Annotated in this window: 25 protein-coding genes and 1 pseudogene; 15 read left to right on the plus strand and 11 right to left on the minus strand. The window is 69.0% G+C overall.

All coding sequences use genetic code 11. The features are described 5' to 3' along the window. Nucleotides 1–282: pseudogene (locus PHC73_RS01625) on the plus strand (keto-deoxy-phosphogluconate aldolase); the annotation flags it as partial. 219 nt (nucleotides 283–501) lie between these two features. Beyond that, nucleotides 502–915 (plus strand): nucleoside diphosphate kinase regulator, encoded by a 414-nt coding sequence (gene rnk / locus PHC73_RS01630; protein WP_300123818.1) that lies wholly within the window; start codon nucleotides 502–504, stop codon nucleotides 913–915. Nucleotides 916–1,171: 256 nt separating this feature from the next. On the opposite strand, the gene PHC73_RS01635 is transcribed toward rnk, so the two are convergent. Next, on the minus strand, nucleotides 1,172–1,984 hold the full coding sequence (locus PHC73_RS01635; protein WP_300123819.1) for a hypothetical protein: 813 nt from the start codon (nucleotides 1,982–1,984) through the stop codon (nucleotides 1,172–1,174). A 79-nt stretch (nucleotides 1,985–2,063) separates the two neighbouring features. Next, the gene (locus PHC73_RS01640) at nucleotides 2,064–2,576 is read right to left on the minus strand and encodes a hypothetical protein (protein WP_300123820.1); all 513 of its coding nucleotides are present in this window, start codon (nucleotides 2,574–2,576) and stop codon (nucleotides 2,064–2,066) included. A gap of 141 nt (nucleotides 2,577–2,717) precedes the next feature. Here PHC73_RS01640 and PHC73_RS01645 point away from each other — a divergent pair, with 141 nt between their 5' ends. The 5 genes from PHC73_RS01645 (at nucleotide 2,718) to PHC73_RS01665 (ending at nucleotide 7,571) form a co-directional block, all read left to right on the plus strand. Further along, nucleotides 2,718–3,872 (plus strand): helix-turn-helix transcriptional regulator, encoded by a 1,155-nt coding sequence (locus PHC73_RS01645; protein ID WP_300123821.1) that lies wholly within the window; start codon nucleotides 2,718–2,720, stop codon nucleotides 3,870–3,872. A 359-nt stretch (nucleotides 3,873–4,231) separates the two neighbouring features. After that, nucleotides 4,232–5,032 (plus strand): class III extradiol ring-cleavage dioxygenase, encoded by an 801-nt coding sequence (locus PHC73_RS01650; RefSeq protein WP_300123822.1) that lies wholly within the window; start codon nucleotides 4,232–4,234, stop codon nucleotides 5,030–5,032. A gap of 45 nt (nucleotides 5,033–5,077) precedes the next feature. Beyond that, complete coding sequence (locus PHC73_RS01655) at nucleotides 5,078–5,917, plus strand: alpha/beta fold hydrolase (protein WP_300123823.1); 840 nt, start codon at nucleotides 5,078–5,080, stop codon at nucleotides 5,915–5,917. Between the two features lie 92 nt (nucleotides 5,918–6,009). After that, nucleotides 6,010–7,224: an aromatic ring-hydroxylating dioxygenase subunit alpha gene (locus PHC73_RS01660; RefSeq protein ID WP_300123824.1), complete on the plus strand. Its 1,215-nt coding sequence runs from the start codon at nucleotides 6,010–6,012 to the stop codon at nucleotides 7,222–7,224. Beyond that, a complete protein-coding gene (locus tag PHC73_RS01665; protein ID WP_300123825.1) occupies nucleotides 7,221–7,571 on the plus strand; it encodes a hypothetical protein in 351 nt (116 codons plus the stop codon). The genes PHC73_RS01660 and PHC73_RS01665 overlap by 4 nt, the downstream gene beginning before the upstream one ends. Before the next feature lie 125 nt (nucleotides 7,572–7,696). Here the strand turns inward: PHC73_RS01665 and PHC73_RS01670 are convergent, their stop codons facing one another. Together PHC73_RS01670 and PHC73_RS01675 are read right to left on the minus strand one after the other, a co-directional pair. Then, nucleotides 7,697–8,617 carry an ABC transporter substrate-binding protein gene (locus tag PHC73_RS01670; RefSeq protein ID WP_300123826.1) on the minus strand — a complete coding sequence of 307 codons (921 nt, stop codon included), beginning with the start codon at nucleotides 8,615–8,617 and terminating at the stop codon, nucleotides 7,697–7,699. Nucleotides 8,618–8,714: 97 nt separating this feature from the next. Next, nucleotides 8,715–9,536 carry a p-hydroxycinnamoyl CoA hydratase/lyase gene (locus tag PHC73_RS01675; protein WP_300123827.1) on the minus strand — a complete coding sequence of 274 codons (822 nt, stop codon included), beginning with the start codon at nucleotides 9,534–9,536 and terminating at the stop codon, nucleotides 8,715–8,717. 242 nt (nucleotides 9,537–9,778) lie between these two features. Between PHC73_RS01675 and PHC73_RS01680 the strand changes: the two genes are divergently transcribed. Beyond that, entirely contained in the window at nucleotides 9,779–11,248 is a 1,470-nt protein-coding gene (locus tag PHC73_RS01680) for a UbiD family decarboxylase (protein ID WP_300123828.1), read from the plus strand. A 452-nt stretch (nucleotides 11,249–11,700) separates the two neighbouring features. Here the strand turns inward: PHC73_RS01680 and PHC73_RS01685 are convergent, their stop codons facing one another. Further along, a complete protein-coding gene (locus PHC73_RS01685) occupies nucleotides 11,701–12,492 on the minus strand; it encodes a hydroxyacylglutathione hydrolase C-terminal domain-containing protein (RefSeq protein WP_300123829.1) in 792 nt (263 codons plus the stop codon). Between PHC73_RS01685 and PHC73_RS01690 the strand changes: the two genes are divergently transcribed. Then, nucleotides 12,485–13,105, plus strand: a complete 621-nt coding sequence (locus PHC73_RS01690) for a DNA-3-methyladenine glycosylase 2 family protein (protein ID WP_300123830.1) — start codon at nucleotides 12,485–12,487, stop codon at nucleotides 13,103–13,105. The genes PHC73_RS01685 and PHC73_RS01690 overlap by 8 nt on opposite strands. A 57-nt stretch (nucleotides 13,106–13,162) precedes the next feature. Here the strand turns inward: PHC73_RS01690 and PHC73_RS01695 are convergent, their stop codons facing one another. From PHC73_RS01695 to uvrA, 3 genes are read right to left on the minus strand one after another with little or no spacing between them, the layout of a single operon-like run. Then, entirely contained in the window at nucleotides 13,163–13,804 is a 642-nt protein-coding gene (locus PHC73_RS01695; protein ID WP_300123831.1) for a glutathione S-transferase family protein, read from the minus strand. Between the two features lie 41 nt (nucleotides 13,805–13,845). Continuing rightward, nucleotides 13,846–15,036 carry an MFS transporter gene (locus PHC73_RS01700; protein ID WP_300123832.1) on the minus strand — a complete coding sequence of 397 codons (1,191 nt, stop codon included), beginning with the start codon at nucleotides 15,034–15,036 and terminating at the stop codon, nucleotides 13,846–13,848. After that, the gene (gene uvrA / locus PHC73_RS01705; protein ID WP_300123833.1) at nucleotides 15,033–17,906 is read right to left on the minus strand and encodes an excinuclease ABC subunit UvrA; all 2,874 of its coding nucleotides are present in this window, start codon (nucleotides 17,904–17,906) and stop codon (nucleotides 15,033–15,035) included. Before uvrA ends, PHC73_RS01700 begins: the two co-directional genes overlap by 4 nt. A gap of 155 nt (nucleotides 17,907–18,061) precedes the next feature. Between uvrA and PHC73_RS01710 the strand changes: the two genes are divergently transcribed. The 6 genes from PHC73_RS01710 to PHC73_RS01735 all read left to right on the plus strand — a co-directional run bounded on the left by PHC73_RS01710 (nucleotide 18,062) and on the right by PHC73_RS01735 (nucleotide 23,123). Further along, nucleotides 18,062–19,411 carry an MFS transporter gene (locus PHC73_RS01710; RefSeq protein ID WP_300123834.1) on the plus strand — a complete coding sequence of 450 codons (1,350 nt, stop codon included), beginning with the start codon at nucleotides 18,062–18,064 and terminating at the stop codon, nucleotides 19,409–19,411. A gap of 25 nt (nucleotides 19,412–19,436) precedes the next feature. Next, complete coding sequence (ssb, locus tag PHC73_RS01715; RefSeq protein ID WP_300123835.1) at nucleotides 19,437–19,925, plus strand: single-stranded DNA-binding protein; 489 nt, start codon at nucleotides 19,437–19,439, stop codon at nucleotides 19,923–19,925. A gap of 97 nt (nucleotides 19,926–20,022) precedes the next feature. Then, nucleotides 20,023–20,760 carry a methyltransferase domain-containing protein gene (locus PHC73_RS01720; RefSeq protein WP_300123836.1) on the plus strand — a complete coding sequence of 246 codons (738 nt, stop codon included), beginning with the start codon at nucleotides 20,023–20,025 and terminating at the stop codon, nucleotides 20,758–20,760. Then, complete coding sequence (gene rnhA / locus PHC73_RS01725; RefSeq protein ID WP_300123837.1) at nucleotides 20,757–21,203, plus strand: ribonuclease HI; 447 nt, start codon at nucleotides 20,757–20,759, stop codon at nucleotides 21,201–21,203. The genes PHC73_RS01720 and rnhA overlap by 4 nt, the downstream gene beginning before the upstream one ends. Then, entirely contained in the window at nucleotides 21,200–21,919 is a 720-nt protein-coding gene (gene dnaQ / locus PHC73_RS01730; RefSeq protein WP_300123838.1) for a DNA polymerase III subunit epsilon, read from the plus strand. Before rnhA ends, dnaQ begins: the two co-directional genes overlap by 4 nt. Before the next feature lie 175 nt (nucleotides 21,920–22,094). Continuing rightward, entirely contained in the window at nucleotides 22,095–23,123 is a 1,029-nt protein-coding gene (locus PHC73_RS01735) for a 2Fe-2S iron-sulfur cluster-binding protein (protein ID WP_300123839.1), read from the plus strand. Between the two features lie 55 nt (nucleotides 23,124–23,178). Here the strand turns inward: PHC73_RS01735 and PHC73_RS01740 are convergent, their stop codons facing one another. From PHC73_RS01740 to phaR, 3 genes are all read right to left on the minus strand, one after another. Then, nucleotides 23,179–24,570: an MmgE/PrpD family protein gene (locus PHC73_RS01740; RefSeq protein ID WP_300123840.1), complete on the minus strand. Its 1,392-nt coding sequence runs from the start codon at nucleotides 24,568–24,570 to the stop codon at nucleotides 23,179–23,181. Next, a complete protein-coding gene (locus tag PHC73_RS01745) occupies nucleotides 24,567–25,349 on the minus strand; it encodes a citryl-CoA lyase (protein ID WP_366949775.1) in 783 nt (260 codons plus the stop codon). Before PHC73_RS01745 ends, PHC73_RS01740 begins: the two co-directional genes overlap by 4 nt. Nucleotides 25,350–25,518: 169 nt before the next feature. Next, nucleotides 25,519–26,362 (minus strand): polyhydroxyalkanoate synthesis repressor PhaR (gene phaR, locus PHC73_RS01750; RefSeq protein ID WP_300123842.1); only part of this gene is annotated, 844 nt, incomplete at its 5' end.

A 26,362-nucleotide genomic window follows, 5' to 3' on the forward strand; every position in this document is an offset into this window, starting at 1 on the left:
GTGATGACCGTGCGCGCCGCCGGCTCCCCCGCCTGCCAGCTGTTCCCGGCCGCCCAGGCCGGCGGCGCCGGCATGCTGAAGGCCCTGCACGGGCCGTTTCCGGATCAGCTGTTCTGCCCCACCGGCGGCATCGATGCAGCCAGCGCGCCGGCGTACCTGTGCCTGCCCAACGTGGCCTGCGTGGGTGGTTCCTGGCTGGCGCCAAAGGCGCTGGTGCAGGCCGGTGACTGGCCGGCCATCACGGCGCTGGCCACGGCAGCGGCGGCGCTGCGCGCGCAATAGCCTGTCGAGAAGGGATTGCCGCAGCCTTTCCCAAGCGTGCGGCGTGACGACACCTGCCATTCCTGTCCCGACCGGCCGCCGCCATCATCGCCGGCCCGGCGCGGGCGGTGAGCGGCGGTTGATTTTTGGTCGCGCCGCGGCTAGCTTCATGGCAGCTACTGATCATTTCGCGGCGGGGCGCGCTCGGATGCCCCGCCGCGTTTTTTTTGGAGAGTCCGAATGAACACGATCGCACCGCCGATCATCCTGTCATCGCACGACGTGCGGCGCCTCGAGCGCTTGCTCGAGACGGCCGGGCCGCAGTTCCGGGAGGTCGTCGCGGCGCTCGAGGACGAGCTGGTCCGCGCCGAGGTGCGCGCGCCCGAGGACATGCCGCCGGACACGGTCACCATGAATTCGCGCGTGCTGTGTGTCGACGAGACCAGCGGCGCCGAGCATGTGCTGCAGCTGGTCTACCCGCGCGACGCCGACCCGGCGCAAGGCAAGGTGTCCGTGCTGGCGCCGGTGGGCGCCGCGCTACTGGGCCTGTCGGCCGGGCAGGCAATCGACTGGCCGCTGCCGGGCGGGCGCAGCACGCGCCTGCGGGTGCTGCGCGTCATCGACCAACCGGAGGCCCACGGCCGGCTCGACTGAAGGAACCACGGTGGATTCGTGGAGCGCGGCGCGGGCATGGCCCTTGCCGCGCGAGCTGAAAAAATTCTGCCGTGGAATTTTTTCAGCTCTATCAGGCCGTTGAAAAACCTTTTTCAACGGCCTGATAAGGCAAGCCAGGGATGGCTTGCCCCCACATCAAGCGCGTCGAGCGCTTGATGTGGGGGAGGCTGGTTGCGGACATGTGCCGCGACGAGCCGAGTTGAAAAAGGGCAGGAAGCCCTTTTTCAACGGCCTGCTACAGCTTCGGCGCGGTCCCCGAGTCCATGCGAGCCTTGCGCGCCTTCGCCTGCAGCTCGGCAAGCTGCTGGGCAGTGGCCCGCATGGCGGGGACCGCGTAGCCGGGGTCGGTCATCACGAGTTTCATTTCCCTGACCAAGGGCTCACCCGGGGCGCGGGTGACCAGATTCACCACAAGCGCCGCGCTGCAGTGCGACGCATCGGCCGGGGCCAGCTTGCGCCGATGCCAGGCATCGTACTGGCTGAGTCCGCCGGGGGCGTTGTCCACCGGGGGCGCCTGCCAGGCATCGCCGCACACCGCCTTGCCGGGCTCGACCCAGCGTGCAACGAGGCCGCGGCCGTAGTTTGCTTCCCGAATCTTGGGAGGCTCGCCGTACTTCTGCGTCACCGAAGCCAGGGCGCGCTCCATCGGTGGCGGATTGTCCTGTAGCACCAGGGTGCGGATGACGCGGATGACCCGCTGCTGCATCGGTGGCGCGGAGAACATCACCTCAAGTGTTTCTGCGTCGCCCGAGGAGCCTGGGCGCGCGAGCGCGGAGGTGGCGGCGCCGAGGCGGGCGGTGATGGAGCCGAGGAAGTCCGGCAATTGCTGCTGCCCGACCCCGTCGTTGAACGTGAACTGCCGCCTGGATTCGCTGACCTCCGCCTTCGGGGCGTGCTCCGACAGCGCGGCGCGCACCTGCTCTGGGCTCATGCCGAGGCGTATGCCGACGATGTCCCAGTCCGGCGCGGCCCGGGCGGGAGCGGCGCCGACGAGCAGTATCGATGCGGCGAGAGCCGCTGCGCCGCGCTGGACGAGACCTTTGTTCATGCTGGTTTCTCCGGTTGAAGGTTGGACGCATTGCATGCCCGCATGGCCTCGGTCTGCCATAAACGAGGGCCAGCCGGTCTCAGCGGATCGCGTCGCTGATGTCGTTGTGGCGCCATTCGGGGGGCATGCTGGACTGGGCGCAGTAACGGGCGCGGTACTCCCAGCCGTGTTCGCTCCTCGAGCTGAAGCTCGCATCGCCCGTCACGGTGTAGGTGACGACGCTGATGTCCGGCGGTCCGTTGTTCTGTAAGTCGTTACACGACTGCGTCACACGGTAGCTGGCCGGTCCGATCTGCACGATGTTCGTGAATTCGCAGAAGTCGCGCGCTCCCCCGATGCCGTCGCGCCGCAGTAGCGTCACCGTCGCATTCGCGGCCTCGTCGCACGGCGTGTCGTCGGCGACGTAGTACCCGCGCCGCAGCGGCAAGGTGTCGACGCTCACCGCTTGCGCGTCGGCCGGCGCGGTCTTCGATGTAGCGGCCTGCGTTTGCGCCCCGCGGACGCTCGTCTGTGTGACGGAATCCCCAGGCGGCGGGGTTTTTGCGGCGTGCCGCTCGCAAGCAGCAAGACCAGCCACCATCAGCAGGGGCAAGACGACTGCTCTATTCTTTTGCATCGGTTTTTTGCAGCGCGTTCACTTGGGCGGCATGCCCTGGGCTTCTTCTCGTGGCCCATATTAGGTTGATGCGATTGCAATTTATTCCCCCATATAGGGGAGAGCCAGGGCACGGCGATGAGGTCACGTGAACGCCATGATCCCCGCATCGCGGAGCTTGTCGCGCATCTCTACGATGCAGTGCTGGATGACGCCCCATGGCAAGGCACGGCCGCGCGCATCGCACACGCGCTGGGTTCGACCAGCGCCGTACTGAAGCTGCACGGCGACGGCGCTTCGGTGAGTCTGCTGGAATGCACCGAAAACCTGGTCGTCCCCGAGCGCGAGCGTGCATGGGCCGATGAGTGGCACCGCAAGGACCTGTGGGTGGAGCGCTCGGTCGCTTACGGCATGTCGCGCATCGTCACCAGCGATGAGTTGGTGACGCCCGCGGAGCAAAGGCGCAGCGGTTTTTACCAGGACTGGCTGCGTCGTCTCGATATCCATCACATGCTGGGCGCGGTGTTTCCCGTCGCGGACGGCGCGGTCGGCGTGCTCGGCATCCATCGTCCACGCGCCGCAGGCGCCTATGCGCAGCGAGAGCGCCGACGCGCTGGGTTGGTTCTGCCGCACCTGCAGCGCGTGCTGCGGCTCAGGCAACGCCTAGCCGCACAGTCCCGCCTGCACACGGCGGCGCTGGAGGCGCTCGACAGACTCGACACCGGCGTGCTCGTGATGGATGGCGCTTGCCGCATCATCCATGCCAGCGCGATGGCGCAGTCCCTGCTGCGCGACAACGCGGCGCTCGCCGTCGTGGGCGGGCGCCTGTGGCTGCGTCCACCCCACCTTCACGATCGACTGCTGTCGCGGGTGCGCGCCGCGCTGGACGTGGCGCACGGCAGGCTGGCGAAGCCCGCAATGGCGCTGTCTGTTCCACGTCCTGGCCGGATGCCGCTCGCGCTCGAGGTCGCGCCGTTGCCGCCTTCGATCGGCGCATTGGCGAAGTCGCGGCCTTACTGCTTGTTATTCATCCGTGATCCGCAAGCGCCAATCGTGGTGGCGCGCTTGCGTGAACTGTTCGGCCTCACGCACACGGAAGGCGTCGTTGCCGCTGCGCTCGGGCAGGGACATTCGCCGCAGGAGATCGCAGCCAGCATGGATGTCGGCATTGCGACGGTGCGCTCCCACATCAAGCGGCTGCTTGCCAAGACCGGCACGCATCGGCAGGCGCAGGCAGTGACGCTGCTGGCGCGCAGTGTTTCGAGCAACGAACCGTGCCCGCCGCAGAATTGATCACGAAATAGCCCATGCAGGGCGCAATGGCGCAGCGTATTACGCCTTCGCGACGCTTTCGCGTTTTCTGAACGCGGCGCCGTCACCGATTGGTAGCGACCTGGCCTGGCACCGTGACCTACTACGCCAGCTGCATGGGTTTGTAAGGCGATGCAATCGCCGGGGGGCGAGCGCCCGGCGCCCCGATCTCGCGAAACCCCCTGCGGCCGTCGCGCCGCGGCGGTTTTTCGTGTCGTGCCGATCGGGAAGCGGATGTCATGCGCATGCGGTGGCGCAGGCGTTCGGCCCCGGTGCGGCCTCCCGCCCGAGATGTCTGCGCTAGCGGCATCATTGGGGCTTTCAGCTGCAGGAAATCCCCAATGTTGCGCATGCCCACGCTCTACATCCCGCACGGCGGCGGGCCGTGCTTTTTCATGGACTGGCACCCGCCGCACACCTGGGACCGCATGGCGGCCTGGCTGCGCGGTCTCGCCGCCGACATTGGCGAGCGCCCGCGCGCGGTGCTGGTGATCTCGGGGCACTGGGAGGAGCCGCGCGTCAGCGTCAATGTGCAGGCGGCGCCGCCGCTGCTGTTCGACTACTACGGCTTTCCGCCGCATACCTATGAGCTCCAGTACCCGGCGCCAGGCGATCCCGAACTCGCCACGCGCGTGCAGGCGCTGCTCGCCGCCGGCGGCGTGCCGACCCGCGCCGAGACCGAGCGCGGGCTCGACCACGGCGTGTTCGTGCCGTTTCTGTTGATCTACCCGCAGGCCGACGTGCCGATCGTGCAGCTGTCATTGCACGCGAGCCTGGATGCGGCGGCGCATCTGGTGCTCGGTGCGCTGCTCGAACCGCTGCGCGACGAGGGCGTGCTGATCGTCGGCAGCGGCATGAGCTACCACAACATGCGCGGCCTGATGGGCGGCGGTGATCCGGGGCCGGATTCGGCGCGTTTCGACGCCTGGCTCGAGGCCGCCTGCCGGGCCGCACCCGCCGAGCGCACGCGGCTGTTGACGAACTGGCAGCAGGCGCCGGCGGCGCGCGCCTGTCACCCGCGCGAGGAACACCTGCTGCCGCTGATGGTGGCGGCCGGTGCCGCCGGCGACGATCCCGGCCGGCGGGTATTTCACGATCGCGTGATGGGCGCTACCGTATCGGCGTTCGCGTTCGGCGCCTGAGGCCGGGCGATTGCCTTCACAACAATCCATCCTGAGGAGAGACCGATGAGTCAGTTGACCGAAGCCGGCACCAGCCGCTTCATCGAAACCGGCGGCATGAAACTGCACTACAACGAGGCCGGCAGCGGCGAGGCGGTGATCATGCTGCACGGCGGCGGCCCCGGCGCCGGCGGCTGGAGCAACTTTGCGAAGAACTTCGGCCCGTTCGCCGAGCGTTACCGCACCATCCTGCTGGACTGCCCCGGCTTCAATAAATCGGACGCCATCCTGCCGAACGAGCCACGCGATCTCGTCAACGCCCGCGCGGTGCGCGATCTGATGGACGCGCTCGGCATCCGCAAGGCGCACCTGGTCGGCAATTCCATGGGTGGCGCGTCGTCCATCCGCTTTGCGCTGGAATTCCCGGACCGCATCGACCGGCTGATCCTGATGGGCGCCGCCGGCGGCGGGCAGAGCCTGTTCCAGCCGCTGCCGCTGGAGGGCATCAAGCTGCTGTTCAAGGTCTACATGCAGCCGACCCTGGACAACCTCAAGCAGATGATGCAGGTGTTCATCTACGACCAGAAGCAGCTCACCGAGGAGATGATCCAAGGCCGCTACGAGAACATGATGCGCCGCCCGGAGCACCTCGAAAATTTCGTCAAGAGCGCGTCGAACCCGGCCAACGTGCTGAGCGACTTCACGCCGCGCCTGCACGAGATCAAGGCCAAAACACTGGTGGTGTGGGGCCGCGACGACCGTTTCGTGCCGCTGGATCACGGCCTGAAGTTCCTGTGGGGCATTCCGGACGCGCACCTGCACATCTTCAGCCGCTGCGGGCACTGGGCGCAGTGGGAGCACGCGGACGCCTTCAACCGTTTGGTGTTCGATTTTCTGACGCATTGACTGATGGATGCTGCCGGACGACGGTTTGGGTCATCCGGCACGTGCCAGGGGCACAGTAGATGTCCTGGCATGGTTCTACCGAGGAGCGAGCCATGAACAGCCCTGTAAGCCCCAACCCCCGCCCGTTCGCGGCGCGCTACCCGCAGCTCGGCACGGGGCCGGTGCCGGTCAGCTCCGCCGTCGATCCGGCGTTCTTCGAGCTGGAGCGCGAGCGTATCTTCCGCGGCATGTGGGTGAACCTCATCCTGCGCGAGGAGGAGTTACCCAACGCCGGCGACTACTCCGTGCGCTACCTCGAAGCGCAGGATGCCACCGTGCTGGTGGTGCGCGGCGACGACGGCAAGCTGCGGGCGTTTCACAACGTCTGCACGCACCGCGGCAACCAGGTGGTGGAAGAGGGCACAGGCAACTGCAAGGGTTTTCAGTGCAACTTCCACGGCTGGACCTACGACACGCGCGGCCGGCTCGCCTTCGTCACCGACGAGCAGCGCTTCCACAACCTCGACAAATCGGCGCTCGGCCTGCCGCCGGTGCATCTGGACACCTGGCGCGGCTTCATCTTCGTGAACCTCGCCAAGCGCCCGGCGCAGACGCTCGAGATGGCCATGTCCGAGTTCAATCAGGATCTCAAGCCCTTCCCGTTCGAACGCATGGTGCTGGCCGGCCGTTACCGCTACACCGTCAACGCCAACTGGAAGGTGACCATGAACGCCTTCCAGGAGTCCTACCACGGCGCCTTCGTGCACAAGCTGTCGGTGGGGCAGTGCATCAGCCCGGACGATCCGTACCTTGCCGTGCAGCGCATCAAGCTGCAGGAAAACGGCAACCAGTCGATCTCGGTGCACCTGGCGCCGCATGACCTCAGCCCGGCCGAGAAGCTGGCGTTCGGCTTCGGCGCCACCTTCACGCAGGGCGGCAGCGCGGCGGCGGCCTATCCCGGCACCGCGCAGGGCGAGGTGCGGGACTGGGGGTTTGATCTGAACATCATCTTCCCGTACTCGCGCATCAATGTCGGCGCCGGCTGGTATTACGTGGACGCCTTCTGGCCGGTGGCGCACGACAAGACCGTGTACGAGCTGGCGTACTACTTCCCGATGCCGCAGCGGGCGTCGGAAATGATCAGTCAGGAGTACAGCAAGATCGTGCTGCGCGACCTGTCGCGCGAGGATCTGGCCACCAACGAGGCGACGCACCGCGCGCTGCGTTCCGGCGCCATCCGGCAGATGATGCTGTCGGATCAGGAAATCGCCGTGCGGCACCTGTACCACACCGTGGCGGCGCGCTGCGGCAAGGAGATCGCCAAGTGAGCGCCGCCACGCTGCCGGCGCCGTTCGCGCACCTGGACCCGTGGCTGCCCTTCGCGCTGCCGAGCGAGGACGCGCGCATGCGCCGGCGTCTTGCGGCGTCGATGGACGAGCTGACGGGGCTTTACCGCGCCCTGGTCGGCGAGCTGCCGGCCATCGCCGCGCATCTGGACCAGTGGCCGCTGGCGGAACTGCCGGCCGAGCAGAAACCGCTGCTGTATCTTGCGCTGTCCTTCATGGAAGCGGCGATGGCGGTCGAGGCTTTCCACCAGCCGGGGCCGCCGCACGCGACCACGGCCGAGAGCATGGTGGTGTTTCCGGGCCGGGCCGAGGAGTTGCTGAGTCCCTGATCGGATGTTGAAAAAGGACGTCCATGTCCTTTTTCAACTCGCGCCACCGCGGCACAGGTCCGCGGCGGGCTCCATTGATCAAGCACTTGCCGTGCTTGATCAATGTGCAAGCCATCCTTGGCTTGCTAACCGGACCGTCCGGGCAAACCGCGCAGATCCACCAGCGCCTGCGTGTCGAGCGGCGCCTTGAGGCTGCCGATTTCCAGCATCACCTCGATGGCGCGCTTCAGGCCCGGCAGGTCGATCTCGCCGCTGCGGTTCCAGAGCGGCAGCGTGCGCGGAAAGGCGCGGTCGAGCACTGCGCTGTCCTGCGCGTGCTCGCCCCGCAGCAGCAGCGCCCGCAGCGCGGCGGGGTTCTCCACGCAGTGCCGCACGCCGCGCAGATACGCGCGCAGCAGCCGGCGCAGCAGGTCGGGTTGTTCCTGCACGAACTGCGCGCGCGCCACCAGCAGGCCCCACTGGAAGTGCGGCTCGGCCACGCTGGCGGGCCCCACCACGCGCAGCACGCCGGCCGCCTCGCCCTGCGCCACCAGCGGCTCCACCATGAGCTGGGCGGCCAGCTCGCCGTTCGCCATGCCGTCGAGTGTCTCGTACTGACTCCACAGCTCGTGGTACTGCACGTCGCGGTCCGGGTCGAGCCCGGCGCGGGCGAGCAGCATGCGCATCAGGTGCCCGTCGCAGCTGCCGCGGGACAGCACGCCCACGGTGCGCCCGCGCAGTTGCGTGAGGTCCGCAATTTCCGGCCGCACCACCAGCAGGAAGTGATCGAGGTTGCCGATCACGCTGCTGGCAACGATGCGCCCGTCCGGAAAGCTGCCATTGCCGACCGCCTGCAGAAACGGCGGCGTGCCCATGCGGCCGAGGTGGATCTCGCCGCGGCCCATGGCCTTTGCAAGCGCGTCGCCGCCGGGGATCACCTTCACCGTGAGGGCTATGCCCTCGTCGGCGAAGAAGCCCTGGTCGAGTGCCATCAGGAATGGCCAGTCGTGCTGGCCGCCCTGGTTGGCGTGGCCCCAGGTGAACGGAGTGAGCGAGCGTTGCGTCATGACGGCGGCACCGTGGCGGGATGAAGAAGGGCGCATTATCCCGCCCGCCGCCGCCGTGATGGATGGGGGTATCCGTGCCCCCCGATGCCGATGCGGCTCAGACGTCCTTGGTCAGCGTGTACGCCTGCGTGCCGGGCTTGAACTCGCGCCGCTTGAAGGACGCCAGGGCGGTGCGCACCCAGTCGTCGTTGGTTTCGCGGGACAGTTCCCACAGCTTGGCCATTTCGTAGTCGATGGCGGCCTCGAAATCCATCCAGCGCACCTTCTCGTACACCTGCTTGGTCTTGGCGAGCACGGTGCGGCCCAGGCGCGTCAGCATCTTCACCACCCGGTCGGTTTCGGCGTCGAGCTCGGCCAGCGGCATGGACTTCGTCGCGTAGCCCATCTCCTCGGCCTGCTTGCCGGTGAAGGTCTCGCCGGTCAGCGCGTAGTAGAGCGCCTTCTTGCGGGACGGCATGTTGTTGGCGTAGGCCCAGGTGGTGCCGCCGCCGGGGAAGATGCCGAAGTTCACCTCCGACAGGCCCCAGGTCGATTCCTCGGCCACCAGCACGATGTCGAGCACGCCGGCCAGCGCCATGCCGCCGCCGAAGCACCAGCCGTTCACCTTGCCGATGGTGACCGCGGAGTGATTCTTCATGCGCGTGAACCAGCCGAACGCGTTCCTGTTGATCTCGGCCATCAGGTCAGGCTTGTCGAACGGTTCGAGGAAGCAGCCTTCCAGGTCCATGCCGGCGCAGAACGCGTCGCCGGCGCCGGTGATGACGATGACCTTGACCCGCGCGCGGTCGATTTCGTCCAGCACCTTCACCATCTCGGCGTGCAGGGTGGGGCTCATGCAGTTGCGCTTTTCGGGCCGGTTGAAGGTGATGTAGGCGGCGTGGTCGCGGATGTCCAGCAGGACGGTCTGGTAGCTGCTCATGGTTCTCCTCGGCTGTGTTCGGCGGTGTGCGCGGGCGGGTTCGCCGGCCGCGCGGCGCGCAATTTAACACTCGTTAAGGATGCCGGCCACGGCGGCTTGCGCCGGGCCAGACGCGGGTCTATAAGGGGCAAACGCCGCGACGGGTTCCGAAGGTCGCGGCCGGCTTGGCGGGACAGGGACGCACCGCGGACGGCCACGGACGGTGAGTTGACCGATCGACTACAACCCTCCGGAGGAGACCCATGGAGCAGACCACCCGTACCCCGACGCACGCCGGGCTGATGGACTTTCGCGCCTGGCTGCACGAGCTCGAACGCACCGGCCACCTGGTGCGCATCGCGGACGAAATCGACCCGCAGACCGAGGCCGGCGCCATCATGCGTCTGGCCAACGAGCGCCAGTCCCCGGCGCAGTGGTTCACCAACTGCAAGGGCGCCATGCACGGCGCGACGCGGCTGGGCGGCCCGTTCGCCACCAAGGAGCGCATCGCCATCGCCTTTGGTCTGCCGCCGGACACGCCGCACTCGGTGGTGACCGACGTGTTCGCCGACGGCCTGCATGGCAAGCGGATCAAGCCCGAGATCGTGTCGTCCGGCGTGTGCCAGGAGCACGTGCTGCTCGGCGATGACGTGAACCTCGATCTGCTGCCGATCGCCAAGCTGCACCCGCAGGACGGCGGGCCGTACATCGGCACGCTCAACATCGGCGTGTGCAAGGACCTCGATTCCGAGTGGGTGAACTGGGGCACCTACCGCGGCATGAAGCACGACAAAAAGAGCACCGGCCTGTGGCTGGGCCCGCTGAACCAGGGCGGGCAGATCCTCAAGAAATACCGCGCCGCGGACAAGGTGATGGAGTACGCCATGTTCTTCGGCGGCGACCCCATGCACAACATCGTGGCCTCATCCAGCGTGCCGCCCGGCGTGTCGGAAGTGGAGGTCGTCGGCGGCATCCGCGGCGAGCCGGTGAAACTGGTCAAGTGCAAGACGGTCGACCTTTACGTGCCGGCCAACGCCGAGATCGTGCTGGAAGGCACGGTCAGCCCCGGCGACGAGCGCGAGGAGGGGCCGTTCGGCGAGTACCCGGGTTACGTGGTGTCCGGCACCAACCCGCGGCCGGTGTTCCGGCTGTCGGCGCTCACCTTCCGCAGCGATCCCATCCTGCCGGCCACGTGCCTCGGTATCCCCGTCGACGACGCCATGATGTGGGTGCTCGAAGTCGCCTCCAGCGTCAAGGAGGCGCTGCGCGCCAAGGGCGTGCCGATCGTGGACGTGGCGGTGCCGGAATTCAGCGGCTGTCACGCGGTGGTGGTGTCGACCAAGACGCCGTACGCCGGCATCCCGCAGCTGATCGCCAGCATCAGCTGGGCGGACCGCAACGCCAGTTACTTTCCGTACGTGATCGTGGTGGATGACGACGTCGACCCGTGGAATCTCGGCGAGGTGTTCCACGCCATGTGCACCAAGTGCAACCCGGTGCGCGACATCCACGTCTACCCCGGCCACATCAACAGCCCGCTCACGCCCTACATCGCCGGCCACCCGCTGCGCGAGTTCGGCGCCGGCGGCGGCAATGTGCTGCTGGACTGCACCTGGCCCATCGAGTGGACCGCCGCCCAGCGGCCGCATCGCTTGGCCTTCAACAACACCTACCCCGAGGCGGTGAAGCAGAAGGTGCTGGCCAACTTCGCTCGCTGGGGCCTGCAGCGCTGAGGAAATGGCGACTCAGGATTTGTGAAGAAATGCGCGTCCTGCGCATTTCTTACGTCGCCCGTCCGGTACACGCCCGGACGGGCTCCCGCGAATCAAGCCCTCAAGGGCTCGATTCGCGTCCGGCCATCCCTGGCCGGCCTGAGCGCTTGAAACATTCACAAGCGCTCAGGGTTTGTGAAGAAATGCGCGTCCCGCGCATTTCTTGCGTCGCCCGTCCGGTACATGCCCGGACGGGCTCGCGCGAATCAAGCCCTTACGGGCTCGATTCGCGTCCGGCCATCCCTGGCCGGCCTCGGAGCTTGGAAAATTCACAAGCTCTCAGAGAACCGCCGATCTGTTCAGGGGTTTCCTCCGCGGCGCGGGCGTGTACCACGCCGCGGAGCCGAAAAGTTCCAGGGATGGGTTTTTCAGCGTCTCCCCAGGCGGGGTGCAATGCATGGATCACCGCGCCGTCACCAGTTGTTGCGCAGTTCCCGCAGGCGCAGGAACACATCCTGCGGCGATGGTTGCTCGGGCAGGTCCGGAAACGCTTCGCGCAGGCGGGCGATGACGGTCGGGCTGGTCAGGCGAAAGAACGTGTTGATCTGTTTTTCCTCGCCGAGCGTGGTCAGGCGCGCGTGGTGCGGGTCCTGATGTTCGACTTGGCGTAGCAGCGCGGCGGCCTGGGCGTTGTCCGGCTCGCGGTCGAGAGTGAAGCGCAGGTTGTTGACGATGTAATCGTGCCCTGGGTAGACCTGCGTCGCGTCCGGCAAACGGGCCAGCTGCTCGACGAAGGTGTGATACAGCTGCACCGGATGGCCGCCGTGGTGGCAGTTGCCGGCGCCGGCGTTGAACAGCGTGTCGCCGCTGATCAGGCCCGGCCGGTCGCCGCGGCAGAACAGGCACACATGGCTCATGGTGTGGCCGGGCGTGTCCAGCACTTCGAGCTCGCCACTCTTGCCGATGGGGATCACGTCGCCGGCTTGCAGGCCCCGGTCGATGCCGGGGATGCGGCCCTTGGCGCCGGCGTGCGCCAGCAGCTTGGCGCCGGTGGCGGCGATGATCTTCTCGTTGCCGCCGATGTGGTCCGGGTGCTCGTGGGTGTTCAACACCTGCGTGATGCGCCAGCCCCGCTCGGCCGCCTTGGCCAGTACCCGGTCGACCTCCAGCGGGTCCACGGCCAGCGCCTCGCCGGTGTCGGGGCAGCCGATCAGGTAATGAAAGTTGCGGTACGGATTGTCGGAGTAGATTTGCTCGATGACCATGACGTTGACTCCCGAGGCCTTCGCAGCTGCGCTGCGCAAGGCCGAAGCTTACCTTGCGGCTGCCGATCCGGCCCTGGCCGCAGCGGTGGCCGGGCCGCTGCCGGCCGAGCATTACCGGCGCGAACCGTTCGCGGCGCTGCTGCGGGCGCTGATCGGCCAGCAGCTGTCGACGCGCGCGGCGGCCAGCATCGCCGGGCGGCTGCTGGCGCTCACCGGCGAGCCGCCGACGCCGCAGGCCGTGCTGGCGATCGATGCGGCGGCGCTGCGCGCCTGCGGGCTGTCCGCCGCCAAGGTGCGCAGCGTGCAGGCCGCCGCGCGGGCGGTGCAGGAGGGTGCGCTCGATCTGCCGGCGCTGGCGGCGCAGGCCGAGGCCGACATCACCGCGGCGCTGACCGCACTGCCCGGCGTCGGGCCGTGGACGGCGCACATGGTGTTGATGTTCGGGCTCGGGCGGCTCGACGTGTTCGCGCCGGCCGATTTGGGCTTGAGGCGCGCCATCCAGCGCCTGGACGGCCTGACCGATCTGCCGTCGCCGGCCGCCAGCCTCGAACGCGCCGAGCGCTGGCGGCCGTATCGCACCGTCGCCGCCTGGCAGCTGTGGCGCTGGCGGTGAGCCGGCGCGGCGGCGCGCTCACCACCCCACCGAAAAAAACGCCGGGGGTGGCGTTTTTCAGTGTTTGCCCAATATTTGCTGCTCCTGCGCCAGGCAGTCGGCGAAACTCGGCCGCGCCAGGGTGCGCGCCAGAAAGGCCGCCAGCTTGGGGAAGGCCGCCCCGTCCACCTGCTCGCCGCCGTACTGCAGGTTGACGAACTGGGTGGCGACGGCGATGTCGCCCAGCGTGAGGCTGTCACCGCCGAACGCGCCGGCCGCCAGTTGCTGCTCCAGATAGCCGCACGCCACCGGCAGCTCCCGCAGCGCCGCGGCCACCTTGGCCTCGTCCGCCGGCACGCCGCGCATGCCGGCCTTGACGATGCGCTCGAAGAACACGCCCTCGGTGCATACCTCGAACAGCTTGCTGTCGGCGTATTCCTCGAACCACAGCGCGGTCGCGTAGGCGGCCGGGTCGGCCGGCAGCAGGGCAGGGGTCGGGTAGCGTTTTTCGAGGTAGGCGCAGATCACGCTCGAGTCGGCCAGGGCGACTGGGCCGTCCTGCAGGGCAGGAATCTTGCCGAGCGGGCTCAGCGCCCGGAATTGCGGGTCGTCGCTGCCGGGCAGCACCGGCTTGAGCTCATACGGGAGGTGTTTCTCGGCCAGCGCCACGCGCACCTTGCGCACGAACGGGGAAACGGGGGCACCGAAGACGACGATCATGAACTGCTCCTCCTGGTGGGGCTGAAAACGTTGCAAACCGTTCAATCGTACGTGAGGCGCCGGCGTGTCAGGAAGGCATAGGTGGCGGCCAGTGCCGCCAGCAGCAAGGCGCCGGTGGCGACAAACGCCCCGCGCAGCCCGAAGCTCTGCACCAGCGCCCCCAGCAGCACCGGCACGGCGAAGTAGCCCAGACGGTTGAACAGCGTGCGCAGGCCGATCACCAGGCCGCGCTGGCTGGGCGCCGTCTGCCGGCCGATGGCCGCCAACAGCGTCGGCAGGCTGAGGCCGAGGCCCAGGCCGTGCAGGGCGCTGAGCAGGCCCACGACGAGCGGGGCGTGGAAAAACGGCACCGCGCTGATGCTGAGCACGGACAGCGCGATCGAGCCGAACAGCACCTGCGTCATGGAGGTGCGGCGGATGACCGCCGCCGCCAGCAGCGAGCCGACCGAGATGGCGCCGTTGATGCAGGCGAACATGAGGCCGATGCTGGCCGGCGAGAAGCCGGCCTGGTCGAGGTGCACCGGGTAGAACGAGGCATTCACCGCCGCCGCCGACAGCCGCAGCAGCGTCAGCAGCATCACGATCAGCAGCGAGGCCTGCGCCAGCAGCGGCAGCGCCTGCCGGTAGGCGCCGGCGGTCACGCGCCACAGCGTGCCCTGCGCGACGCCATCGCGGTGCTCGGGCAGCGGCACGGCGACCGCCGCCAACAGGCCACCCCACACCGCCATCAGCCCGAAGCCCGCGGAAAGACCCAGCCGGTCCACCAGCGCACCGGCCAGCAGCGGCGCCAGCAGCATGCCGACGCTGCCGGCAAACGAAAACCGTCCCATGAAGGTGTTGCGCTCGCCGGGCGGCGTGGCGCGGATGGCGTAGGACTGCGCGGCCAGCCAGCTCATGCTGCGCGCCAGCCCGCCCAGCAGCTGCAGGGCGCAGGCGGCCGCAAAGCCGCCGGCCAGCGGGTACAGCGCCGCCGTCACGCCGGCAGCGAGCCCGGCCCACAGCATGACCCGCCGGTCGCCGTAACGGTCGCACAGCGCGCCGGCCGGCACCGCCAGCAGCAGCGGACTGAAGGACGCCAGCGCCACGGCGGTGCCGAGCTGCGCCGGCGGCAGGGCGCGGTCGATGGCCCACAGCGGCAGCAGCATGCCGATCAGCGATTCGGTGGTGATGCCGAAAAACGCGCTGGCGTAGACCAGCGCGCGCTGCAGCGGCCCGAGCGCGGGCGCGTTCACGCGCGCTGGCACTCGCGCTTGGCCGTTCCCTGGCGTTGCAGCAGCGGCGCCAGAAAGCGCCCGGTGTGCGAGCGCGGTTCCAGTGCCAGCGCCTCGGGCGTGCCGCAGGCGATGATCTCGCCGCCGCCGGCGCCGCCTTCGGGGCCGAGATCGATCAGCCAGTCGGCGGTCTTGATGACGTCGAGGTTGTGCTCGATCACCACCAGCGTGTTGCCGTCGTCGCGCAGGCGCATGAGCACGCCCAGCAGCAGCTCGATGTCCTGAAAGTGCAGACCGGTGGTGGGTTCATCCAGGATGTACAGCGTGCGGCCGGTGTCGCGCTTGGAAAGTTCCCGCGACAGTTTCACGCGCTGCGCCTCGCCGCCGGACAGCGTGGTGGCCGCCTGGCCCAGGCGGATGTAGCCCAGACCCACCGCCTGCAGCGTGTCGAGCTTGCGCTTGATGATCGGCACCGCGTCGAAGAACGCGCTGGCCTGCTCCACGGTCATGTCGAGAATCTGGTGGATGTTGCGACCCTTGTATTGAATCTCCAGCGTCTCGCGGTTGTAGCGCTGGCCGTGACAGACGTCACACGGCACGTAGATGTCGGCCAGAAAGTGCATCTCCACCTTCAGCACGCCGTCGCCCTGGCAGGCCTCGCAGCGCCCGCCGGCCACGTTGAAGCTGAAGCGCCCCGGCCCGTAGGCGCGCGCCCGGGCCTCCGGCGTGGCCGCCATGAGTTCTCGGATCGGCGTGAAAAGACCGGTGTAAGTGGCTGGATTCGAACGCGGCGTGCGGCCGATCGGGCTCTGGTCGATGTTGACGATCTTGTCGATCTGCTCAAGCCCGTGCAGCGCCCGGTACGGCGCCGGCTCCTCGCGCGCCTGGTTGAGCTTTTGCGACACGGCCTTCGACAGCGTCTCGTTGATCAGCGTCGACTTGCCGGAGCCCGACACGCCGGTGACGCAGGTGAAAAGACCCAGCGGGATGTCGACCGTCACGTCCTTGAGGTTGTTGCCACACGCGCCCTCGATGCGCAGCACACGCGCGGGGTCGACCGGCACGCGCCGCTGCGGCACGGCGATGGCGCGCTTGCCCGACAGGTACTGGCCGGTCACCGAATCCGGATTGGCGGCCACCTCGGTGGGCGTGCCTTCGGCGATCACGTAGCCGCCGTGCTCGCCGGCGCCAGGGCCGATGTCGATCAGGTGGTCAGCCAGGCGCATGGCGTCCTCGTCGTGCTCGATCACGATCACCGTGTTGCCGAGGTCGCGCAGGTACGTGAGGGTCGACAGCAGACGGTGGTTGTCGCGCTGGTGCAGGCCGATCGACGGCTCATCCAGCACGTACAGCACGCCGACCAGACCGGCGCCGATCTGGCTGGCCAGGCGAATGCGCTGCGCCTCGCCGCCGGACAGCGTGTCCGCCGAGCGCGACAGCGTGAGGTAATCGAGGCCCACGTTGACCAGAAAGCCGAGCCGCGCCTCGATCTCGCGCAGGATCTTCTGCGCGATGGTGCCGCGCGCGCCGGGCAGCTCCAGGCCGGCGAAAAACGCCTGCGCCTGCCCGACCGGCAGCTGCACCAGCTCCGGCAGGTTGCGCCCGGCCACGAACACGTGACGCGCTTCGCGCCGCAGGCGGCTGCCGGCGCAGGCGGGACACGGCCGATTGCCCAGAAAGCGTGCCAGGTGCTCGCGCACGGCGTTGGAGTCGGTTTCGCGGTAGCGGCGGGCGAAGTTGTTGACGATGCCCTCGAACGGATGGCGCTTGCGCTTGCCGCGGCCGTCGGCGCCGCCGTAGGTGAATGTGATCGCCTCGTCCCCGCTGCCGTACAGCAGCGCGTTGCGGTGCAGCTCGGCCAGCTCCTCGAACGGCGTCTCCACGTCGAAGCCGTAGTGCCGGGCCAGGCCCTCCAGGATGTGCATGTAATAAGCGTTGCGCCGATCCCAGCCGGGGATGGCACCGGCGGCGAGACTCAGGCGCGGGTTGGCGACGATGCGCTGCGGGTCGAAGAACTGCGCCACGCCGAGGCCGTCGCACTGCGGGCAGGCGCCGGCCGGGTTGTTGAAGGAGAACAGCCGCGGCTCGAGCTCGGCCACCGAATACCCACAATGCGGGCACGCGAAGCGGGCCGAGAACAGCAGCTCGTCGCGCGGTTCGTCCAGGAACGCCACCTTGAGCAGGCCGTCACCGAGATTGAGCGCCGCTTCCACCGAATCGGCGAGGCGGCTTTGCGCGTCCGGCCGCACGCGCAGACGGTCGATGACGACCTCGATGTCGTGCTTGCGCTTGCCGTCCAGCGTCGGCGCCTGGTCGAGCTCGACAAGTTCGCCGTCGATGCGGGCGCGCACGTAGCCGCGCCCGCGCAGGCTCTCCAGCAGCTGCGTGTGCTCGCCCTTGCGGCCGCTGACCACCGGCGCCAGCAGCATGATGCGCGTGTCCTCGGGCAGCGCCAGCAGCGCGTCCACCATCTGGCTGACGGTCTGCGCGCGCAGCACCACGCCGTGCTCCGGGCACTGCGGCTCGCCGACGCGGGCGAACAGCAGGCGCAGGTAGTCGTAAATCTCGGTGATGGTGCCGACCGTCGAGCGTGGGTTGTGGGAGGTGGATTTCTGCTCGATCGAGATGGCCGGCGACAGGCCCTCGATGTGGTCGACGTCCGGCTTTTCCATCACCGACAGGAACTGGCGCGCATACGCCGACAGCGATTCCACATACCGCCGCTGGCCCTCGGCGTACAGCGTGTCGAAGGCCAGCGAGGACTTGCCCGAGCCCGACGGGCCGGTGATCACCGTCAGCCGGTCGCGCGGCAGGTCGAGGTCGATGTTTTTGAGGTTGTGCGTGCGCGCGCCGCGGATGCGGATGGCGGCGTGGCCGTCGGTGCTGCTCATGCCCTTAGGGGTGCGTTGGCGGGTGTAAACGGGTCATGGTACGGGCCGCATCGGGCGCGGCGCAAAGTCGATCCCGGGCTTGTCCTTGTGGGCGCGGGCGGCGCGGCCGGATAATGCCGCCCCGCCCCGCGGCCCTTCACAGCACCACCGCCTACATGACTTCCAGCGAACGGCGCGTCACCGGCACCCTGTCGGCCATCTACATCCTGCGCATGCTGGGCCTGTTCCTGCTGCTGCCGGTGCTGGCGCTGTACGCCGAGACCCTGCCCGGCGCCACGCCGGCCAGGATCGGCCTTGCGCTCGGCGTGTACGGCCTCACGCAGGCGGTGTTCGGCATTCCCTTCGGCAGTGCCTCGGACCGCTTCGGGCGCAAGCCGGTCATCACGGTCGGCCTGCTGCTGTTTTCGGCCGGCAGCGTGCTGGCCGCCGCCGCCCACGGCGTGATGGCCATCATCGCCGGGCGCGCCCTGCAGGGCGCCGGCGCGGTGGCGGCGCCGATCATGGCGCTGCTGGCCGATTTGCTGCGCCCAGAACAGCGCAGCAAGGGCATGGCGGCCATTGGCGTCAGCATCGGTGCGGCCTATCTGGTGTCGCTGCCGCTCGGGCCGGTGCTGGCGGCCTGGCTCACGGTGCCGGGCATTTTTTTGCTGATCGCCGTGCTGGCGCTGGTCATGATCGGCCTTTTGTGGTGGCTGGTGCCGACGCCGGTGGCGCCGCGCAGCACCCGCCAGGCGCAGGGCCAGCTGCGCCAGGTGCTGACCGACCCGCACCTGCTGCGGCTCGACTTCAGCATCATGGCGCTGCACGTCTTGATGACCGGCACCTTCGTGGTGCTGCCGCCGCTGCTGCGCGACCAGCTGCAACTGCCGCCGGCGCACCACCTGTGGCTTTACCTGCCGACGGTGGTGCTGTCCGTGGTCGCCATGGTGCCGCTGATCGTGTATGCCGAGCGGCGGGCGCGCCTGAAGCAGGTGTTCATCGCCATGGTGGCGCTGCTCGGCGTGGGGCTGGCGGTGCTGATGGCCGGCAGCCACGTGCTGGTTGCCGTGGCGGCCGGACTGCTGGCGTTTCTGATCGCCTTCAACGTGCTGGAGGCGACCTTGCCGTCCATGATGTCGCGCCTGGCGCCGATGGCCGGCCGCGGCGCCGCCATGGGCGTCTATTCCACGGCGCAGTTCCTGGGCGCCTTCGTGGGTGGCGCCGGGGCCGGCTGGCTGCGTGGTCATTACGGCGCGCCGGGCGTGCTGCTGGCGGGGCTGGCGCTGTGTGTGCTGTGGCTGGCGGTATCGGTAGGATTGCGGCCGCCGGCGAAGCTGCAAACGCGCCTGGTCGACGTCGGCCAGATCAGCCCGCAGCGCGCCCGTACGCTCACTGATGAACTGTCGGCGCTGCCCGGCGTGGCCGAGGCGGTGGTGATCCCGGAAGAGGGCGTGGCCTACCTGCGCGTGGACGGTGCTCGGTTCGATCCCGCCCGCCTGCAGCAGGTAGCCGGGGTCACGGTTTGAGAATTTCGACGCAAAGGAGACGGTCATGGCGCGCGGAGTGAACAAGGTGATTTTGATCGGCAACCTGGGGCGCGATCCCGAGGTGCGGTACACGGCCGGTGGCGCGGCGGTGGCCAATCTGCGCATCGCCACGACCGAGTCGTGGCGCGACAAGCAGACCGGCGAAAAGAAAGAGAACACTGAATGGCACAGCGTGGTGCTGTTCGGCAAGCTCGGCGAGATCGCCGGCGAATACCTGAAAAAAGGCCGCACCGTTTACATCGAAGGCAGCCTGCGCACGCGCAAGTGGCAGGACAAGGACGGCCAGGATCGCTACACCACCGAGATCGTCGCCTCCGACATGCAGATGCTCGGCGGTGGCGAAGGCCGCGGTGAGGGCGGCGGTTACGGTGCCCGTCAGGGCGCGACAGAAGAGCCGGCCTGGGGCGCGGGTGCGCCGGCCGGGCGCCCGAGCGGCGGCAAGCCGCCGGCGGACGATTTCGGCGGTGACTTCGACGACGACATCCCGTTTTGACAGGCCAGCCCCGCGTGGCGAGTGCCCCGTGCCAGCCGAGCTTGCCGGGGCGCGGTCTGCCGGCACCCGAGCGACGCCGCGATTGCAAGGCATGAGCTTGGCACCTTCTGCCCCCACCGACACCATCAACCCGCTGGCGGCCGCCCTGGCGCAGGTCGAGCAGCTGCAGGTGCGCGCACTGCTGCCGCGCGGTTTGCAGGGCGTCGTGGTGCAGGTGGTCGGACAGTGGCCGGCGGTGGAACTGGACGCCGGAGCCGGCACCTTGCGGTCGGTGGTCATGGCCGGCGGCACCGGCCGGCGGGGCGGCGTCGGCCTGCACGGTGATCCTGCCGCCTGGCCGCTGGCCGGCGACAGCGCCGCGGCAGTGATCCTGCTGCACATCCTCGAGCAGGTGCCCGATCCGGCGCCGGTGCTGGCCGAGGCGGAACGGGTGCTGATGCCGTTCGGGCGCCTTCTGATCGCCGGTTTCAATCCATGGAGCCTGTGCGGTCTGCGCGGGCTGGCCGAGCGTTTCGGTCATCAGCCGCATGACTGGTGGCCGCTGCATCTGCGCTCGGTGGGTGAGCTCAGACAACTCTTGAACCGCTTGCCGATGCAGGTCGAAGACGTCACCACGGCTTTTTTTCGCCTACCGCTGGACCGCCAGTGGGCGCTGCGCGGCACGCAGGTCATGGAGCGCATCGGCCCGCGCCTGCTGCCGCGCGGCGGCGGCCTGTACTGTCTTGCCGCCAGCAAGCGCCGTTTCGCGGTGCGCCCGCTGCGCCCCCGTTGGCGGCGCCTGCCGGCCTACGCCGCGCCACTGCCTCGGCTGCCGGCCGGACGGGCCGTAGCGTGACCCGGCCGGTGGAGATCTACGCCGACGGCGCCTGCCGCGGCAATCCGGGGCCGGGCGGCTGGGGCGCGCTGCTGCGTTACGGCACCCAGGAGCGCGAGCTGTGGGGCGGCGAGGCGCAGACCACCAACAACCGCATGGAGTTGACCGCCGTGATCCGGGCGCTCGAGGTGCTGCAGCGGCCGAGCCGCGTGCACATCGTCACCGATTCGCAGTACGTGCTGCACGGCGTCACGCAGTGGTTGGCGGGCTGGAAGCGCCGCGGTTGGCGCACGGCCGACGGCAAGCCGGTGAAAAACCGCGAGCTGTGGGAACGCCTCGACACCCTGCTGGCGCCGCACCAGGTGGAATGGACCTGGGTGCGCGGGCACACCGGCCATCCGGAAAACGAACGCGCCGATGCGCTCGCCAATCGCGGCATCGACGAGCTCGGAGCGCGCCGATGAGGCAGATCGTGCTCGATACCGAAACCACCGGCCTGTCGGCGGCCGAGGGCCACCGGGTGATCGAAATCGGCGCCGTGGAGCTGCTGAACCGGCGCCCGACCGGCCGCCAGCTGCATCACTACCTGCAGCCGGACCGCCAGATCGACCCCGGCGCCATCGAGGTGCACGGCATCAGCAACGAGTTTCTGGCCGACAAGCCGCGCTTTGCGGACGTGGCGCAGGAGTTTCTCGATTTCGTGCGCGGCGCCGAGCTGGTGATCCACAACGCCGCCTTCGACGTCGCCTTCCTGAATGCCGAGCTGGCGCGTCTGGGCGACGGCATTGGCCCCATCGAGACGCATTGCAGCGTGCTCGACACGCTGGCGCTGGCGCGGCGTCTGCACCCAGGGCAGCGCAACACGCTCGACGCGCTGTGCCGCCGCTACGGCGTGGACAATTCCGGGCGCAGCCTGCACGGCGCGCTGCTGGACGCCCAGATTCTGGCCGAGGTGTACCTGGCCATGACCGGCGGGCAGGTCGCGCTGCTGCTTGGCGAGGAGTCCGGCGCTGCCGGGGAGCGGGTCGACGCGGCGCCGGCACGCGTGCGCGCCGACCGGCCGGCCTTGCCGGTGATCGCGCCGACGGCGGATGAACTCGCCGCCCATGCGGCGCGCCTGAAGGCCATCGACAAGGCCAGCGGCGGGCGTTGCCTGTGGCTGGCCGGGAGCGGCGATTGATTCGGCCGGACCGGGGCGATGCCCGGCGGCCTCGTTCGGGTAAACAGCCGCTGGCGGTGCGGGCCGTCGTGGCCCGGGGGCCGGGCGCCGAGTCAAGCAGTGCCTGCCTTGGTTAAACTTGCGGCCGGTTGTCGCCAATCCTTCCCGATCCACCAATCCAATCACAGGTAGCGCCATGAGCAAGGCTTTCTCGATCCGTGTGCAGCAGTCCGGCGCCGAGTATCCGTGCGCCGAGGACGATACGGTGCTGCGCGCCGGTTTGCGGGCGGGCCTCGGGCTGTCCTACGAATGCAACGTCGGCGGCTGTGGCACCTGCAAGTTCGAGCTGATCGAAGGCGAGGTGCGCAACCTGTGGGAGGAGGCGCCCGGCCTGAACCCGCGCGATCGTCAGCGCGGCCGGCTGCTGGGCTGCCAGTGCGTGCCGCTGAGCGATTGCGTGATCAAGCCGATGATCATGGACGACCGCTACATCCCCCTCGACAGGCCGCGGCGGTTCATGGGCGAGCTGGTGCAGATTCGCGACCTGACGCACGACATCCGCGAGTTCGTGTTCAAGGACACGCAGCCGGCCGCCTTCCGGCCCGGCCAGTACGCCCTGCTGTACCTGCCGGGGGTGGCGGGGCCGCGGGCGTATTCGATGTCCAACATCCGTAACGACGATGGCCGCTGGGAGTTCATCATCCGCAAGGTGCCGGGCGGCGCCGGCACGGCCGCGCTGTTCAACCTGAAGGTGGGGGATCGCATCGAGATCGACGGGCCGTATGGTCTCGCCTACCTGCGCACCGACACCAAGCGCACCGTGGTGTGCATCGGCGGCGGCTCGGGCCTGGCGCCGATGCTGTCGATTGCCCGCGGGCTGGTGGCCGAGCCATCCATGCAGGACGTCAAGCTCAAGTTCTTCTACGGCGCCCGCGGTCCGCGCGACCTGTGCGGCGAGGCGGAACTGAAGGCGCTGCCGGGCTTCGGCACGCGTATCGAATTCATCCCGGCGCTGTCGGACGCCGAGGCGGCCGCGGCCGGCGAGTGGACCGGCAACGTCGGCTTCATCCATGAGCTGGTCAAGGCGCACATCCCGGCCGATCAGCTGCAGGAATGCGAGTTCTACACCTGCGGTCCGCCGGTGATGATCAATGCCGTCATGCAGATGCTGAGCGGCGAACTCAAGGTGCCGGCCGAGCGCATCCACTACGATAGCTTCGTGTGAATGCCGTGACGCGCGAGGCAGGGATGCCTCGCGCGTCGAGTAGGCTTGTGGTGCGTTACTGGACTGTTGCGGCGCTCGGCGCCGCGGGCGAGCGCAGCGGCTCGCCATCCAGCTGCGCGGCCGCCGGCAGCCCCCGCAGCCACGCCAGCGCCTGGTCGGTACGTAGCGCGTCGAGCCCACCGTAGGCCGCCAGCTGGCGGAACTTGGCCTCGAGCTCCTGCGGCGAGAGCGGATTCTCGGGGTCGCCCTTGGGCCGGTCCTGCGCGGCCGCGAGGCGGCGGCCGTCGCGCAGCTGCACGCTCACGCCGGCCGACCAGGTGGCCGGGTAGGCGGCCTCGCGCGCCGCATCCATGCCCACCGTCACCCGCGTCAGCAGGTCCCGCACGGCCGGGTCGGCGAGCGCATCGGGCTCGAACTCGGCCAGACCGACGCGCCCGCGCAACAGCGCCATCGCCACGCAGTACTGCAGGCTGAATTTGGCGTCGGGTGCGCTGCGCGGGTCCGGCTTGTCACACAGGGTGAGCGCCGCCTGGTAGGTGTCCACCTGCACGGCGGCGATGGTGTCGACGGCGCCGATCTGCGCCCGCAGCGCCAGCGCGGCGTCGATCGGCGCGTGCGTGTGTCGGCACGAGGCATGCGGCTTGATGGAGATGGCGTGCACGCGCAGCGCCGCGCCGGGTTCGCCGAGATGCTCGACCACCCGCAGCGGCGTGCCGCGCGGCGCGAGACCGGCAAAAAAGCCGCGCTCGCCTTCCAGAATCTGCCGCGCGCCGGTCAGCCCAAGGCGCGACAGGGTGGCCGCCAGCACGCCGTTGGCGGCGGCGCGGCCCGGGTGCAATGGCTTGGTCAGCGCGCCTTCCTCGTTGAACTGCCAAAGCCCCGCCGCCTGCGTGCCGGCGTTGCCGAGCGCCCACACCAGCCGGTTGCGGTCCAGATCGAGCAGCCAGCCGGCCGCCGCGGCGGCGCCGAACACGCCGGCCGTCGAGGTGTTGTGAAAGTGATGGTAGTGCTCCGGGCCGAGCGCGGCGCCGACGCGCACCATCACCTCGTAGCCGGCCACCACGGCGGCCAGAAAATCGCGCCCGGCGGCGCCGACGCGCTCGGCCACCGCCAGCGCCGCCGGCACCACCACGGCGCCCGGATGCGTCACCGAGGCACGCTCGACGTCGTCCATCTCGACGATGTGCGACAGCGCGCCGTTGACCAGCGCCGCCACTTCCACCGAACGGCCTTCGGCGAGTCCCAGCAGGCTCACCCGGCCGGCCGGCTGCAGCCGGGCGTAGTCGAGGAAGATGCGGCCGGTGTCGGTGCCGAGCCCGGCCAGCGCCGCGCCCAGCCAGTCCAGCACCAACAGCCGCGCCGCCTCGAGGTCGGCGGCCGCGAAACCGCCAGCGCGGCGGGCGAGCTGCCAGTCGGCCAGCCGTTCGGTGAGGCTCGGCTCGATCATGAGCGGTTCTTGAGCGCGTTGCCGGAATACTCCACGGCGTGCGTGGCGGCATCCCACAGCGCGCGCGCGGCCGGATTTTCGCGCTCTTCCTTGATGTGGCCGACCAGACCCGCGGCGCGGGTGATGACGGCAAAGCCGCGCATCACGTCCACCGGCACGCCGATTTCCGACAGCAGCGCGGCGATGGCGCCGGTGGCGTTGATGGTGATGTGCCGGCCGTAGACGCGGTCCACTGCCTGGCCGAGCGTGAGCAGCGCGGCGATGTGGTCACCCTTGACGCCGGCCGCGCGCGCCACGGCGATCAGCTTGGGCGTGCGCGGGTCGTCCGGGCGGTGCAGGTTGTGCCCGAAGCCCGGCAGCGGCGTTTTGGTTTCCCGATGCCGGCGGGCGATGCGCTCGGCGGCCGCGGCCACGCCGTCGGGCGCGCTCATCATCTCGTCGATCAGTTCCGCCGCGCCCTGCATGGTGCCAAGAAAGGTGCCGCCGACGCCGAGCAGCCCGGCCGCCACGGCGCCCTGCAGCGATTCCGGTGCGCTCATCAGGGTGAGGCGCGTGGCGATGGCCGACGGCGTGATGCCGTGCTCGAGCAGCGTCACCAGCACCGCGTCGACGATTTTGACCTCGGTGGCCGAGGGCATGCGGCCCATGATCTGGAAGAACATCATCTGCGTGAAGGTGACCTCGCCGATCAGCTCGTCGACCAGGCTTTTGTCGCGCACGTAGATGGCGTCGTGGGTGTAGGTGCAGATGGCAGTGGTGGGTTTTCGTGGCTCGGCCATGACGGCGAGTTTCTCCCGCAGGGTGTCGTTGTCGGTGCGCCGGTCCGGTAGCGCGCCGTGCGCAACCCGACCCTCATGATGATGACAGTTTCCACCGTGCCGTTGAAGCCGGCGGTGGGATCGGTGTGGTAGAGGATGCGCGACCTGGCGCGGCACAGGAGCGCCGCGACTATTTTTTGGCGCTCGTCGCTCCGCTGCCAACGTCGGCGCGCAAGGCGCCGGCCATACGATTCCCCGGGTCGCCGTTCTGCTCTGTCGGGCGCGGCATCAGGTTCAGTGGATGGGCGCTGAGCATGCTGCGCAGCTGTTCGTGGAACACGCCCTGTTGTTCGCGGAACAGCGACACGCTGCGCTCCAGGTATTCGCGCAGCAGGCCGTGCAGGCTGTCGCCATAAAAGCGGATCAGCTGCTTGAGCACTTCGTCGGTGAGCAGCGAACCGCCGCCGTCGGCTTCTTGCTCGGCGATGATTTGCAGCAGCACGCTGCGGGTGATGTCCTCGCCGGTTTTCGAGTCGTGGACCTCGAACGGCTCGCCGGACAGCACCAGGCGCTTGACGTCCTCGAGGGCGACGAAGCAGCTCTGCGATGTGTCGTACAGCCGGCGGTTGGGGTATTTTTTCAGGATGCGCACGCGATGCCAGCTCCGCCTGGTGAACGTTGCCATGCCGCGTCGCGGGCCGATGCCGTGCCGCCCAGAGCCGAACGCTTGACAGGCCGTTGAAAAAGGGCAGGAAGCCCTTTTCAACGGCCTGTCAACGGGTCCCGACACACGCCGTCTTTCGGTCGCCTGTCGAGCCCGGACGACGGGTTGGCGCATCCCTGGCGCCACCCCGGCATCTGCAACCGCAATGACACATTCGATTGTACACAGGCGCCGCCCCATGGCGCCCCCGCCGCACATGAGTGCCACGCGGCGGCCGTATACTTTGCGCCTCAAGAATGTCGCGCCGGCAGCGTGATGCGGCCCGCCGGCGCCCCCCTGCGGAGTGTCCATGTCCAAGCTGTTGAAGGCG

The sequence above is a fragment of the Immundisolibacter sp. genome (genome assembly GCF_028696615.1).
Taxonomy (GTDB): domain Bacteria; phylum Pseudomonadota; class Gammaproteobacteria; order Immundisolibacterales; family Immundisolibacteraceae; genus Immundisolibacter.

Bases quoted from the DNA above. Each gene is read 5' to 3' on its own strand.
- PHC73_RS01690 (WP_300123830.1), top strand. From the start codon at position 12,485: ATGACCATGACGTTGACTCCCGAGGCCTTCGCAGCTGCGCTGCGCAAG.
- PHC73_RS01660 (WP_300123824.1), top strand. From the start codon at position 6,010: ATGAACAGCCCTGTAAGCCCCAACCCCCGCCCGTTCGCGGCGCGCTAC.
- PHC73_RS01735 (WP_300123839.1), top strand. From the start codon at position 22,095: ATGAGCAAGGCTTTCTCGATCCGTGTGCAGCAGTCCGGCGCCGAGTAT.
- PHC73_RS01650 (WP_300123822.1), top strand. From the start codon at position 4,232: ATGTTGCGCATGCCCACGCTCTACATCCCGCACGGCGGCGGGCCGTGC.
- PHC73_RS01675 (WP_300123827.1), bottom strand. From the start codon at position 9,536: ATGAGCAGCTACCAGACCGTCCTGCTGGACATCCGCGACCACGCCGCC.
- ssb (WP_300123835.1), top strand. From the start codon at position 19,437: ATGGCGCGCGGAGTGAACAAGGTGATTTTGATCGGCAACCTGGGGCGC.
- PHC73_RS01745 (WP_366949775.1), bottom strand. From the start codon at position 25,349: ATGGCCGAGCCACGAAAACCCACCACTGCCATCTGCACCTACACCCAC.
- PHC73_RS01740 (WP_300123840.1), bottom strand. From the start codon at position 24,570: ATGATCGAGCCGAGCCTCACCGAACGGCTGGCCGACTGGCAGCTCGCC.
- PHC73_RS01680 (WP_300123828.1), top strand. From the start codon at position 9,779: ATGGAGCAGACCACCCGTACCCCGACGCACGCCGGGCTGATGGACTTT.
- PHC73_RS01655 (WP_300123823.1), top strand. From the start codon at position 5,078: ATGAGTCAGTTGACCGAAGCCGGCACCAGCCGCTTCATCGAAACCGGC.
- PHC73_RS01685 (WP_300123829.1), bottom strand. From the start codon at position 12,492: ATGGTCATCGAGCAAATCTACTCCGACAATCCGTACCGCAACTTTCAT.
- PHC73_RS01670 (WP_300123826.1), bottom strand. From the start codon at position 8,617: ATGACGCAACGCTCGCTCACTCCGTTCACCTGGGGCCACGCCAACCAG.
- uvrA (WP_300123833.1), bottom strand. From the start codon at position 17,906: ATGAGCAGCACCGACGGCCACGCCGCCATCCGCATCCGCGGCGCGCGC.
- PHC73_RS01635 (WP_300123819.1), bottom strand. From the start codon at position 1,984: ATGAACAAAGGTCTCGTCCAGCGCGGCGCAGCGGCTCTCGCCGCATCG.
- dnaQ (WP_300123838.1), top strand. From the start codon at position 21,200: ATGAGGCAGATCGTGCTCGATACCGAAACCACCGGCCTGTCGGCGGCC.
- PHC73_RS01710 (WP_300123834.1), top strand. From the start codon at position 18,062: ATGACTTCCAGCGAACGGCGCGTCACCGGCACCCTGTCGGCCATCTAC.
- PHC73_RS01695 (WP_300123831.1), bottom strand. From the start codon at position 13,804: ATGATCGTCGTCTTCGGTGCCCCCGTTTCCCCGTTCGTGCGCAAGGTG.
- PHC73_RS01645 (WP_300123821.1), top strand. From the start codon at position 2,718: ATGAGGTCACGTGAACGCCATGATCCCCGCATCGCGGAGCTTGTCGCG.
- rnk (WP_300123818.1), top strand. From the start codon at position 502: ATGAACACGATCGCACCGCCGATCATCCTGTCATCGCACGACGTGCGG.